This window comes from Ruegeria atlantica, assembly GCF_013033965.1.
GTDB lineage: Bacteria > Pseudomonadota > Alphaproteobacteria > Rhodobacterales > Rhodobacteraceae > Ruegeria > Ruegeria atlantica_D.
The window spans coordinates 65,901-78,763 of the sequence record NZ_WQFE01000009.1; the positions used below are offsets into that span (position 1 = coordinate 65,901).

General features: G+C 58.7%; 12 protein-coding genes and 1 pseudogene. All 13 read right to left on the bottom strand.

From position 1 onward, the window contains the following. Positions 1–196: 196 nt before the first annotated feature. A complete protein-coding gene (gene folD / locus GOW16_RS15820; protein ID WP_170416730.1) occupies positions 197–1,087 on the bottom strand; it encodes a bifunctional methylenetetrahydrofolate dehydrogenase/methenyltetrahydrofolate cyclohydrolase FolD in 891 nt (296 codons plus the stop codon). 52 nt (positions 1,088–1,139) lie between these two features. Continuing rightward, the gene (locus GOW16_RS15825; RefSeq protein ID WP_170416732.1) at positions 1,140–1,445 is read right to left on the bottom strand and encodes a chorismate mutase; all 306 of its coding nucleotides are present in this window, start codon (positions 1,443–1,445) and stop codon (positions 1,140–1,142) included. Between the two features lie 57 nt (positions 1,446–1,502). Continuing rightward, positions 1,503–3,179: a formate--tetrahydrofolate ligase gene (locus GOW16_RS15830; RefSeq protein WP_170416734.1), complete on the bottom strand. Its 1,677-nt coding sequence runs from the start codon at positions 3,177–3,179 to the stop codon at positions 1,503–1,505. A gap of 165 nt (positions 3,180–3,344) precedes the next feature. Continuing rightward, positions 3,345–3,909, bottom strand: a pseudogene (locus tag GOW16_RS15835) (MOSC domain-containing protein). Positions 3,910–4,017: 108 nt separating this feature from the next. Continuing rightward, the gene (gene ftsH, locus GOW16_RS15840) at positions 4,018–5,934 is read right to left on the bottom strand and encodes an ATP-dependent zinc metalloprotease FtsH (protein ID WP_170416736.1); all 1,917 of its coding nucleotides are present in this window, start codon (positions 5,932–5,934) and stop codon (positions 4,018–4,020) included. A 76-nt stretch (positions 5,935–6,010) separates the two neighbouring features. Continuing rightward, on the bottom strand, positions 6,011–7,264 hold the full coding sequence (gene tilS / locus GOW16_RS15845) for a tRNA lysidine(34) synthetase TilS (RefSeq protein WP_170416738.1): 1,254 nt from the start codon (positions 7,262–7,264) through the stop codon (positions 6,011–6,013). Then, positions 7,261–8,094, bottom strand: a complete 834-nt coding sequence (ybgF, locus tag GOW16_RS15850) for a tol-pal system protein YbgF (protein ID WP_170416740.1) — start codon at positions 8,092–8,094, stop codon at positions 7,261–7,263. Before ybgF ends, tilS begins: the two co-directional genes overlap by 4 nt. A gap of 4 nt (positions 8,095–8,098) precedes the next feature. Then, positions 8,099–8,602 (bottom strand): peptidoglycan-associated lipoprotein Pal, encoded by a 504-nt coding sequence (gene pal / locus GOW16_RS15855; protein WP_170416743.1) that lies wholly within the window; start codon positions 8,600–8,602, stop codon positions 8,099–8,101. Positions 8,603–8,691: 89 nt separating this feature from the next. Continuing rightward, on the bottom strand, positions 8,692–10,011 hold the full coding sequence (tolB, locus tag GOW16_RS15860) for a Tol-Pal system beta propeller repeat protein TolB (RefSeq protein ID WP_170416745.1): 1,320 nt from the start codon (positions 10,009–10,011) through the stop codon (positions 8,692–8,694). Beyond that, positions 10,008–11,108 carry an energy transducer TonB gene (locus GOW16_RS15865; RefSeq protein ID WP_170416747.1) on the bottom strand — a complete coding sequence of 367 codons (1,101 nt, stop codon included), beginning with the start codon at positions 11,106–11,108 and terminating at the stop codon, positions 10,008–10,010. Before GOW16_RS15865 ends, tolB begins: the two co-directional genes overlap by 4 nt. Positions 11,109–11,117: 9 nt before the next feature. After that, a complete protein-coding gene (gene tolR, locus GOW16_RS15870; protein WP_170416749.1) occupies positions 11,118–11,594 on the bottom strand; it encodes a protein TolR in 477 nt (158 codons plus the stop codon). Between the two features lies 1 nt (position 11,595). Next, the gene (gene tolQ / locus GOW16_RS15875) at positions 11,596–12,291 is read right to left on the bottom strand and encodes a protein TolQ (protein WP_170416751.1); all 696 of its coding nucleotides are present in this window, start codon (positions 12,289–12,291) and stop codon (positions 11,596–11,598) included. A 110-nt stretch (positions 12,292–12,401) separates the two neighbouring features. Continuing rightward, positions 12,402–12,809: a tol-pal system-associated acyl-CoA thioesterase gene (gene ybgC / locus GOW16_RS15880; protein ID WP_170416753.1), complete on the bottom strand. Its 408-nt coding sequence runs from the start codon at positions 12,807–12,809 to the stop codon at positions 12,402–12,404. Between the last annotated feature and the right edge of the window lie 54 nt (positions 12,810–12,863).

Genomic DNA, 12,863 nt, shown 5'->3' on the forward strand with positions numbered 1-12,863 from the left:
TCCGGGATCCAGCCCTAAGCCCCGGAAAGCGAACATTTACACACTGTAAACGGCTGGGAAATCCCAGCTACCACGCTCCATTCAGACATTCAAACTTTAAAGGGGGGAATTTTAGCACGCTGTCATCACAGCCTTTTTTTGACACCGGAATAGAACCGGTGGATTGGGGCGCTTATCTGCGCCCCAATGGTATGAGTCAGGCTGTCAGGCCTTCTGGTTCCGGCAGTTTGTTTGCGCGGCAGCAGGCGGTCAGCGTGTTGGCCAGCAGGCAGGCAATGGTCATGGGACCAACACCGCCCGGTACTGGTGTAATTGCTCCAGCACGTTCTGCGGCGCTGGCGTAGTCCACGTCGCCGACCAGCTTGTTCTTGCCGTCGCGTTCAATGCGGTTGATGCCGACGTCGATGACCGTAGCCCCTTCCTTAATCCAGTCGCCCGGCACCATCTCGGGACGGCCAACGGCGGCAACCACGATATCTGCACGGCGAACCACATCAGGCAGATCCTTGGTGCGGCTGTGCGCGATGGTCACGGTGCAGCTGTCGCCCAGCAGCAGCTGCGCCATCGGCTTGCCTACGATGTTCGAGCGGCCGACCACAACCGCATCCATACCCGACAAGGACCCGTGATGATCGCGCAGCATCATCAGACAGCCCAGCGGGGTACAGGGCACCATCGATTTCTGACCAGTGCCCAGCAGACCCACGTTCGATATGTGGAATCCATCAACGTCCTTGGCCGGGTCGATCGAGTTGATCACCAGATCCTCGTTCAAATGCTTGGGCAGCGGCAATTGAACCAGAATACCGTGCACAGCCGGATCGTTGTTCAGCTTGTCAATCAGCGCCAGCAGGTCTTTTTCCGAGGTGTCTACATCCAGCTTGTGCTCATACGAATTCATGCCGACTTCGACGGTCATCTTGCCTTTGGAACGCACATAGACTTGGCTGGCCGGGTCTTCACCCACCAAAACCACGGCCAGGCCGGGTGTGATGCCGTTTTCTTCTTTCAGCTTCGCGACCTGATCGGCCACTTGCGCGCGCACTTTGGCCGCAAAGGCCTTGCCGTCGATAACCTGGGCTACCATCCTTTGATCCCTTCTTTCAAAAACGGATCGGGCGCATGGGGCGCCCGGTCATTCAGTCTGGGCCAATCACACGTTCCTCACGTGCAATCGACCAATCGATCAGTATACGCCACATTCTCTCGGCCAAATCCGGATCCATTCCCAATTCGGCAGAGCTTGTGCGCACGCGCTGCACCACTTCTTCGACACGATCCGGGATACGGGCGGGCAGGCCCTCGCCTGGTTTCAGCTCGGATGCGCGGTCAATGTAACTTGCACGCGTCACCAACATTTGGATCAGTTGGCAGTCCAGCTTGTCGATCTGAGCCCGCAGGTCCTGCATCGTTGCGCAGTCTTGCGGCGGTGTCAGAGTGGGCATCGCGATCTCCTCATGGCCCGGGGATTCCCCGGACCACGAGATGTCCTATTCGGCGGCTTAGAACAAGCCCTCGATCTCACCTGCGTCGTTAAGGCAGATGGTTTCGGCGGCCGGTTTACGTGGCAGGCCCGGCATGGTCATGATCTCACCGCAGACAACCACGATGAAGCCCGCACCCGCGGACAGGCGCACCTCGCGCACGGGAACCGAGTGGCCGGTGGGTGCGCCGCGCAAGGAGGGGTCGGTCGAGAACGAATACTGCGTCTTCGCCATGCAGACCGGCAGGTTGCCGTATCCCGCCTCTTCCCATTCGCGCAACTGGTTGCGGATCTTGTTGTCGGCCAGAACCTCGTCCGCGCGGTAGATGCGCTTGGCGATGGTTTCGATCTTCTCGAACAGCGGCATGTCGTCGGGGTAGATCGGCGAGAAGTTGGCGCTTCCGCCTTCAACGATTTCCACGACTTTCTCGGCCAGCGGGGCAGACCCTTCCGAGCCCAGTTCCCAGTGACGCGACAGAACCGCCTCAACCCCGTGCTTGCCGCAATAGTCGCTGACCGCCTGCACTTCGGCATCGGTGTCGGTGACAAAGTGGTTGATGGCGACAACAACCGGCACGCCGAAGGATTTCACGTTCTCGATGTGACGACCCAGGTTGGCACAGCCCGACTTGACCGCGTCAACGTTTTCCGCACCCAGATCAGCTTTGGCCACGCCGCCATTCATCTTCATCGCGCGCACGGTGGCAACCAGAACGACCGCCGAGGGTGCGATACCCGCTTTGCGGCACTTGATGTTCATGAACTTCTCAGCACCCAAATCGGCACCAAAGCCCGCTTCGGTGACAACATAGTCAGCGACTTTCAGCGCGGTTTTGGTGGCGATGACCGAGTTACAGCCATGTGCGATGTTCGCGAACGGGCCACCGTGGACAAAGGCCGGGTTGTTTTCCAGCGTCTGCACCAGGTTCGGCTGCATCGCGTCTTTCAGCAGAACGGTCATCGCGCCTTCGGCCTTGATGTCGCGGCAGTAGACCGGGGTCTTGTCACGACGGTAAGCAACGATGATGTCACCCAGACGCTTTTCCAGGTCCTTCAGGTCGTTGGCCAGGCATAGGATCGCCATGACCTCGGACGCTACGGTGATGTCAAAGCCCGCTTCGCGCGGGAAACCGTTCGACACGCCACCCAGCGAGGCCGTGATCTGGCGCAGCGCACGGTCGTTCATGTCGACCACACGGCGCCATGCAACGCGGCGGGTGTCGATCTCACACTCATTGCCCCAGTAGATGTGGTTGTCGATCATTGCCGACAGCAGCGAGTGCGCCGAAGTGATCGCGTGGAAGTCGCCGGTGAAGTGCAGGTTCATCTCTTCCATCGGAACAACCTGCGCATAGCCGCCACCCGCAGCGCCGCCCTTCATGCCGAAGTTCGGGCCAAGCGAGGCTTCGCGGATACAGATCATCGCGTTCTTGCCGATGCGGTTCAGACCGTCACCCAGACCCACGGTTGTGGTTGTCTTACCCTCACCCGCAGGCGTCGGGTTGATCGCCGTGACCAGCACCAGCTTGCCGTCCTCACGACCCTGAACCGAGTTGATGAAGTCCTGGCTGACCTTCGCCTTATCGTGCCCATAGGGCAGCAGATCAGCGGATTCGATGCCGATCTTTGCGCCGATTTCCTGAATCGGCTTTTTGTTCGCTTCACGCGCGATTTCGATGTCGGATTTATAGCTCATTGGGCAAGACCCCTGGTTGAATTCCCTGCAAACCGACGCCGTTGGGTCGGTGCTGACCAATCCATACCGTTGTGTACAATCCCAATGGATAGAAATTCCGACATATTCGTGCCGTGAAACGGCGTTGCGTCACTTCAACGGTTTCAAATCAAAAAAGCTTGACTTTTATGGCGCCCAGGCGCGCTGATCCGGCACGAACAGGGTCATCCGATCCCCCAGCCGCAACTGCCCGGGCCGTTCCACCCACGCGGTCACGCCTCTTCGACCCTGCGCCGCTGGTTTGAATGACGCCCCGTACCCGGGCTGATCCGCTTCAATCTCACGTCCGGGAATGACGCAAGGGCGGTTTTCCATGTCCACGGTGATCGTGACGCCGTCGCGCGACTGCAGGCGCGAGGACGGTAAAATCCGGGATGCCGCGTAACAGGATGCTGACGCCCAGATACGACGGGTCCAGGCGATCCAGCCCCATATCTTTGGCTGCGGCGTCCATCTCTTCGGCAGACAGAACCGACAATTGGCGAACATTTCGGATTTCAGTGCCTTGCGGATACAGGTTTCTGACCCTGACGCAAGACGCCCGGTTTACGCCTTCGTGACGCGCGCCTTTTTCCCCCGAGAAATTCAGATCCAAAACATCGACCGCTAGGGCCCGGATAGACCCGCCTGCAGGAACGTGACCCAGCCAAACTACTTCGCCCGCGAACTCCGTCTCTCGCAAAACTGGCATCTGAAATCCTCTTCGACAACAGCTCGTCAAAACGGCACTAAATGCCAGACCGGATGAAATGAAAAGTATAAAAGAAAAGACCCGGGGATTGGCCCGGGTCTGATTACTTTATGTCGAAGGTTCCGGCTCCATCCCGCCATCGGGCGGGGTCTTTTTGACCTTGGTCTTCGGAATGGCCGTCACGCTGGGCGCGCTGCCCTCATCTGGCTTGTCGCCTTCGTCGTCGCCATCGCTGGGCGATTCACCATTCATGACGCGCTTGATCTCATCGCCCGTCAGGGTCTCATACTCCAGCAAGCCTTGCGCCAGGCGTTCCCACTCCTCGTTCTTGTCGGTCAGGATTTTGTGCGCCCGCTCATAACCCTGCTGGATCAGGCGCTTTACCTCTTCCTCGATCAGCTCTTTAGTATGAGCCGAAACCGAGAATCCGGCGGTATTTCCGGAATAGCCCTCATGGGCTTCGGCGTAATCGATATTGCCGACCTTGTCCGACATACCCCAGCGCATCACCATGGCGCGCGCCAACTGGCTGGCCTGCATGATGTCGCCCGCAGGACCGTTTGAGACATGATCTTCGCCGTACTTGATAACCTCGGCAGCCTTGCCAGCCATGGTCATCGCCAGCTTTTGCTCACACTCATCGCGGTGGTAGTTCAACTGGTCCATCTCGGGCAAGCTGACAACCATACCCAGCGCGCCGCCGCGCGGAATGATCGTTGCTTTGTAGACCGGATCGCACAGCGGCAGGGTCATACCAACAACGGCGTGCCCCGATTCGTGATAAGCGGTTTTTTCCTTCTGATCCTGGGTCAGCACCATCGAGCGTCGCTCGGCCCCCATCATCACTTTGTCCTTGGCGTTCTCGAAATCTTCCATGGTGACAAAGCGACGGCCCACACGGGCAGCCATCAGCGCGGCCTCGTTCACGAGATTCGCCAGATCTGCACCCGAGAAGCCCGGCGTCCCGCGCGCGATAATGCGCAGATCGACATCCGGGCCCAGAGGTGTCTTACGGGCATGCACGCCCAGAATTTTCTCGCGGCCTTTGATGTCGGGGTTGCCAACGGTCACGTTGCGGTCAAACCGGCCCGGGCGCAGCAGCGCTGGGTCCAGAACATCCTTACGGTTGGTAGCCGCTAGAATGATCACACCTTCATTGGCTTCGAATCCGTCCATCTCGACCAGCAATTGGTTGAGGGTCTGTTCACGTTCATCGTTACCGCCGCCGTACCCGGCACCACGATGGCGACCCACGGCGTCGATCTCGTCAATGAAAACGATGCAAGGCGCATTTTTCTTGGCCTGTTCGAACATGTCCCGGACACGGCTTGCACCGACACCCACGAACATTTCGACGAAGTCAGAACCGGAAATGGTGAAGAACGGTACACCCGCCTCACCCGCAATCGCACGGGCCAGCAGCGTCTTACCGGTCCCCGGAGGGCCAACCAGCAATGCGCCTTTCGGGATCTTGCCGCCAAGGCGGCTGAACTTCTGCGGGTTGCGCAGAAATTCCACGATCTCTTCCAGCTCTTCCTTGGCCTCATCAATGCCAGCAACATCGTCAAAGGTCACACGGCCATGCTTTTCGGTCAGCATCTTTGCCTTGGACTTTCCAAAGCCCATCGCGCCACCTTTGCCGCCACCCTGCATCCGATTCATGAAGTAAACCCAGACACCGATCAGCAGCAGGAAGGGCAGCAGCGTGATCAGGAACGACTGGAAGCCGGATTGCTGCTGTTTCTCGGCGCGAACGGGGATGTTCTCGTCAATCAGCAGTTTTGTTACCTCGGCATCGCCGGGTTTGATGGTGACATAGCTGGCACCACTTTGCGTGGTGTAGCGAATCTGTTCGCCATCCAGGGTCACATTCTTGACTTCACCGGCTTCGACAGCCGTCACGAAATCAGAATAAGTTCTTTCATTGCTCTGAAGCGTTCCGCCTGGTCCGCTGAACAAATTGAACAGTGCAAGGATCAGCAGAAACAGAACGACCCAGAAGGCGATATTGCGAGCGTTGCCCAAGGAAAATCTCCCAAAAGATTTCGGCAGATGGGGGTCTGCCGGGTTGCTCTATAAAATAGAGATGATTCAAGCAGGTTCAATGCGATAAAAAAGAAGAGTGAAACTCGGGCGTTCCAACGGCCAATTCAGCGGACCAACCGTTCTCGAACCCGGCATTTGGTGCTGAAATCAGTTCATCCGCTCGCCAAACGGCGGGTGAGGCCAACAAAACCTGACGTGGTTTACCCAACTCCCGCCAGTCTAGAATCCTTGGCAACCCTTCCTCACCCAGTGGGCGGATTCGCGCTCCGGCAACCGGAGGTCCTGACACAATCCAGCGCGTGTCCCACGACTCACCCGGATGCGCCGTTTCGCGTTGAACTGCGTTTAGTTCTCTGCAAATCCACATCTTATTGGCCTGCGGGACCAGCAAACAACCACCGATCGACGTGCCGATGCCCTCTTCAACGGCTTTTACAGCCTGATCCACGGAATTTTGGCGTGGCGGATAGCCCGCTCCGGCAATCCACGCGACACAACCGACTAGAATCCGGCGTTGGACTTCCTGCGGCAGAGCCTGAAAAGCCGCACGATCCAAACACACGTCACCGGTTTCCACGGTGGTAACATTCCGGGCGGATTCCTGCGTATAGCGCTCCAATGCCTCACGCGCTTGTGCAAGGTTTTCGGCGACTCTGGTCAACGAATTGGCCGAAATCCCCAATTCCTGCAGATCAGACAAGGCTTTTCGTGCCTTGATCCGATCAAACCGAAGGTCCTGATTCGAGGGATCTTCAATCCACTCCGCCCCCTCACTTGTCAGATACTCGCGCAGGGCTTGGCGGGTGACCCCCAGCATTGGCCGCAACATGGTCACGCCATCCAAGCTTCGCGCAATCGGCATGCCCGACAAGCCGGTAACACCAGCAGCGCGCCCCAGTCGCATCAGGAACGTTTCCGCCTGATCATCCGCTGTGTGGCCAAGTGCAATCGCGTGGATGTCATTGCTGCGCGCCCATTCGGTCAGCAGCCGAAACCGCGCCTGCCGGGCCTGATCCTGAAGGTTCCCCTCACCGGTCCACCCCGTCCAATTCAGTGTTTGATGCGGAACACTCAGACCCGCAGCAAGTTGGACGACCATTTGCGCTTCGGTCGCGGATTCGGGGCGTAATCCGTGATCAACCGTGGCCACAAACAGCTTTGTGCCTTCGGATTGCGCAATCTCGTTCAGCAACAACAGCAAGGCAACCGAGTCACCACCGCCAGAAACAGCGACGCCCAACCGCCGCGGAAGAGATTTAGGTAAACGCGCCCGGATCTCGGCGCGCAGGCGTCCGGCGTGTTCGGTCAAGAACAGCCCAGGCTTGCCATTTCCTGCGTGGCATTGGTGGCCGAGGCCGAAGAGGGGAATCGCACACCGACCTCGCCCAGGGTGATGCAAGCTTGATCGGTCTGACCCAGGCGTCCCAGCGCCGAGCCCAACTCGAACAGCGCCTCAGGCGCAAATGCACCTTCGGAATCGCCGGTGAAGCTGGCCAGGAAGGCTCGTGCAGCCTCGCGCGTGTCACCGATACCAACAAGCGCCTGCCCGCGTTTCAGGTTGGCCTCGGGCGCCAGCGGGCTTCCGGGGTAAGAGGTTTCAAACGTGGCGAACTGTTCTGCCGCGGCCTGAAAATTGCCATCCGCAAGGGCCTGCGCTGCCGCATCAAAATCAGCGCGCTCACCTACTGCAAGTTCACCTTGATCGACCGACGTCGGTGCCGTCGGGGTCGCAGGCGTTGAGGGTGCCGCAGCGGTGATTTCGGTTTCGCCACCCAGGGTCGAAGTCTCTCCCAGCGTGCTGAGATCGCCGCCTTCCAATTCCACCAAACGGAACTCCAGGTCTCCGATCCGGTTGGTCCCATCAGTGACGATGTTTTGCACGCGCTGGTTCAACTGCTCGGTCTGACGCGTCAGACGCTGCAGCTCGGCCTCAATGGCGTCAACACGCTCCAGAACTGAACTGCCAGCCAGATTAGGTGCCGGCGAGCCGGTGGTCGAAAACTCGCGTTTGAGGCGCTGAATTTCGACGTGCAGCACTGTCAGCTCCTGCCGGATATCCGCAAGGGTTTGCTGATCCTGTGCACTTGCCACGCCTGCTGTCGCCATGACCGCAGCCAAAACCCATCCTGCAATTCGCATCATCTTACCCCAAAGTTGAACCGGTCAGAACCGTCACCGCACGGCGGTTTTTGGAATAGCATTCCTCGGTGCTGCAAATCTCGATCGGGCGTTCCTTGCCGTAGCTGACGGTGGTCAAACGGTTGCCCGCAACCCCGCGTGAAATCAGGAACTCGCGCGCGGCGTTCGCACGACGCGCACCCAGAGCCAGGTTATACTCGCGTGTCCCCTGCTCGTCTGCGTGCCCCTCAATCGTGGCCACAAAGTCCGTGTTGGCCAACAACCAGTCTGCCTGGCCCTGCAAGATCGTCTGCGCCTGCGCGGTCAGGGTCGACTGATCGACCTCAAACAACACGCGGTCGCCTACGGTTTGCTGGAAATAGGCCGGGGACCGTGGATCGCTGGGTGAACCCGGCAGGATCGAGCCATTGCCGCCCGCTGCGCCGCCCAATGCCGAAGGATCATTGTTGGTGCAGGCGGCCATTACGCCCAGCACGCCCAATGCTATGACTTTGCCCAATACATTCATTTCAGGTGCCTCGTCGTTTTATTGCTTTATTGCCGTTTCTGTTATCACAGTGCAGGAAATTTGTGAACTTTTCCAACCCCCTGCCACGATCACTTCTGCAGCGGCCCCCAGGATGGGTCGCTGCCACCGTCAGGTGTACGCACCGGGCGCAGGTTCCGACCCGAGATATCCACCGAATAAAGCGTCGCCCGGCCGCTTGCACCCTGCGATTCTCGGGTGAACATGATGACCCGACCGTTTGGCGACCATGTCGGCCCTTCATCCAGGAAAGATGAGGTCAGGAGGCGTTCTTCGCTGCCATCCGTGCGCATGACGCCAATATGGAACCGGCCCTTGTTCTGCTTGGTAAAGGCGATCAAATCCCCGCGCGGCGACCACACGGGTGTGCCATAACGGCCCGCCCCAAAGCTGATGCGCGTGGCTTCGCCACCGTTTGCGGGCATGATGTAAAGCTGCGGAGTGCCGGACCGGTCGCTTTCAAACACAATCTGCGAGCCGTCAGGCGAATAGCTGGGCGCGGTTTCAATCGCGGGCGTGTTCGTCAGGCGCACGCTTTGCCCCGAAGCCAGATCCATTTTCCAAAGATCCGTGTTCCCGCCCTGGATCAACGAATAAACGATCGAGCGGCCGTCCGGCGAGAAGCGTGGCGAAAAGCTCATCGTGCCGTCCTGTGTCTTGAGTTCGGTTCGTTTGACACGGTCGACGTCCAAAACATAGATGCGCGGCTGGCCGGTTTCATAACTGGTATACAGCAACCGATCACCCGAGGGCGAAAAGCGCGGTGCCAGAACGATCGCGGCACTATCCGTCAGATACTGAACATTCGCGCCGTCGTAATCCATGATGGCCAGCCGTTTCAGACGCTGATCCTTGGGGCCGCTTTCAGACACAAACGCGACGCGGCTGTCAAAGTAACCGCTCTCGCCAGTCACCCGGCTGTATACCTGATCGGCCACTTTGTGCGCCATCCGCCGCCAGCCGTCGGTTGTACCTGCAAACTGCAGACCATTGCCCAATTCCTGACCCGAGAATACGTCCCAAACGCGGAATCGCACAGTCAGGCGCTTGCCCGAGACATTTACCGCACCTGTCACCAGTGCCTCGGCATTGATCGCCTTCCAATCGGCAAACTGCACCGGAGCGTCAAAACTGCTGACCCGGCTGATAAATGCGTCCGAGGAAATCTCTCGGAACAAGCCGGTTCCGGTCAAATCCGCTGCGACGACGCGCGAGATATCGTTGGCGTATTGTGTGGCCGCTGGCCCGTCGGGAACGAAGTTTGGTACTGCAAAAGGCAAGGGTTCGATAATCCCCTGATCCAGCTCAAGACGCAGGGGTCCGCTTTGCGCATATACCGGCGCTGCCAGAATTGTCAGGCCAAGCAACAGGCTGGTCAGAAATCTCATCATTTGATCCGCATCCTCTCGGGATTGAATGTAATCTCAATATCCCGCCATTGATCGTATTTGTCAGTAGGCAGAACGTATCCTTTGGCCCCGCAGCGCAAAATCGCTCGCCGGGCGGCCTCGTAGGCCTGTTTTGCTGACGCCGCAGTGCCACCGGAACTGTCAAGCATTTGCATTGTACCGCCCAGCACCTTGCCATCTTGTGTCAGCGAGAACCCGACCACCACGACCGTTTGCAACGCGTCCGTGGACAAAGAGCCAACGTTCCAGCACTTCGACACGGCGAGGCGCATTGCATCCTTCTCACCCGCAGTCAAAGGCGGTCCGGACGGCTCCCCGCTCTGCCCCAACGCCTCGGCCAGTGCATCATTGATAGCGGCCTCGTCACTTGGGGCGGGTTCCGGTTCGGTCGGCTCCTCGACCTCGGCCACTTCGGGCTCTGCCGGGGGCGTCGGTCGGTTCGGTCGTACCGGCGGGCGCGGAGAGCTGCGCGGCGCATATTCCTTGGCTTCTTCCGCCTCGGTCACAATTTCATCCGTGGCCTCTTCGGGAGCGGTTTGATCCTGCTGTTCTTGCTGATTCTCGGCCCCTTCGTCCAATGACACGGCCGGGGATTCAATATCGTCCGGCGTTGCCTCTGGCGGCGGCGGCGCAACAGGTTCCGGTGCGACCTTGTCCGCAGGCCGCGGCTGCGCCTCGGGACCGGGCGGGGTGGGCAAGACGACGGCTTCAGGCTCCGGGGCCTCTAGCGCAGGAGGCTGTTCAATCTCGACCGGCTCAGGCGGGGGTGCCAGCGGCTCTGGTTCCAACTCCGGCTCTGGTTCGTTTGGTTCAGACACTTCGGGCGTTGGAGGTTCCTCTTCCACCGGCTCAGGGGTGGGAATCTCTTCCTCGGGCGCATCGGGCTGTTGCAGGGCTGTTGGCGTCGGCACCTCGGGCGCTTCGCTCTGGGCCGTCATAGCTACGAATTGTTCGGCAGAAATCACTGAGATATCTTGCACAGGCATAGGCAAGGGTTCGGACCTAAAGGTGCCGCCAAACAGAGCCCATGAAATCAAACTGACATGGGCAATTGCCGAGATCTTGGTGCCGGTATCCACCGCGCGGCCTCACTCTCCACCTTCGTCCAGCGCGGGGCCGCCGGTATCGGTCACCAGCCCCACATTGGAAAACCCACCTGCATTCAGCGCACCCATGACCTGCATCACCTGTGCATAGGGTATTGCACCATCCGCCCGCAGAAACACCCGGTCGCTGCTACGCTCTGCCGCAATGGCGCGAAGCTTGCCAATCAATTCTTCGCGCGCAACATCGGTGGTTTGAATTTGAACGCGCCCTTCTGCAGTCATCGTAACAGTCAGCGGCTCTTCGTTGTCGCCCGGCAAGGCGCTTGCCGCCGTTTTGGGCAGGTCCACCGGCACGCCAACAGTCAACAGCGGTGCCGCCACCATAAAGATAATCAGCAACACCAGCATGACATCTACAAATGGAGTCACGTTGATCTCAGCCATCGGCTGTGCGCGCCCGCGACGTCGGCCTCGTCTGCGCCCGTTTCCGCCTCCGCCCTGCTGAACCGCCGCACCCATTTTAACTGTCCAACTGACGCGACAGAATGGTAGCGAATTCGTCGGCAAAAGCCTCGTAACCACCCACGATCCGGTCGCTGTCCGCGCTGAGCTTGTTGTAGAAAATCACCGCCGGGATCGCAGCAAGCAAGCCCAGGCCGGTGGCCAGCAACGCCTCGGCAATGCCTGGTGCCACAACAGCCAGGTTGGTGTTTTGCTGCTCGGCAATCTCGATAAAAGCATTCATGATGCCCCAGACGGTGCCGAACAGGCCAATGAATGGTGCAGTCGAGCCGACAGTCGCCAGAATGGGCAAGCCTTTTTGCAGCGTTTCGGACTCTTTGGCGATCGCCACATCCATCGAACGGTCAATCCGCGCAGTGGCCCCGGCGATCAGCCCACCATCCGTTCGGTGCGACCTGCGCCATTCGATCATTCCAGCGGCGAAAATCTTTTCGGAACTGCCGTCGGGCTGTGGTCCGATATGTTCGAACAACTCATCCAGCGGGTTGCCGGACCAGAAGGATTCATCAAATACCTGCGCCTCGCGGCGAGCGGCGCGATAGTTTATCAATTTCTGGATAATAATCGCCCATGACCAGATGGATGCACCGATTAGCATCAGCATCACCAGTTTGACGATAAAGGTCGCGCGGGCATACAGCCCCCACATGGAGAAATCGATCTCCTGCGCCAGCGCCAGCGTTTCAGCTTCCATGAACCTGCTCTTTGTTTTTGCCTGACGGCCGTTTATTTGGCCTTGTTTTGCCAAACGCTATCGCAGTTGGTTACGAAAAGCCAACATAACCACCCCTGACTGACAAATTGTTACATCAATGCGCGAATCTCTGCCGGAAGGCGGACCGGCTTGCCTTGCGCATTCATGCAAACAGCTGTCACCGAGGCTCGGAAAATCTCGGTCTCGCCCCGTTTGACAAGCTGCTCCATAGTCAGCCGAACTCCGGAAATTGAAGAGAGCCAGGTTTCGACGATAAGCTCATCATCGAATTTCGCGGGCGCGAGGTAGTCAGCTTCGATCCGGCGCACAACCCAGACGATCCCGCCATCGCGCATCGCGTTCTGATCATTGCCCAGACGGCGCACATAATCTGATCGCGCACGCTCGATGAATTTGAGATAATTCGCGTGATAGACCACCCCGCCCATATCGGTGTCTTCATAATAGACCCGGATCGGAAAGATATGCTTGTTAGGCTCATCAGCTTCATTGGCCATAATATCAGGTCCGGTCTCTTAAACATGTTTAGCGCGGAGCAATTCCTGCATTGA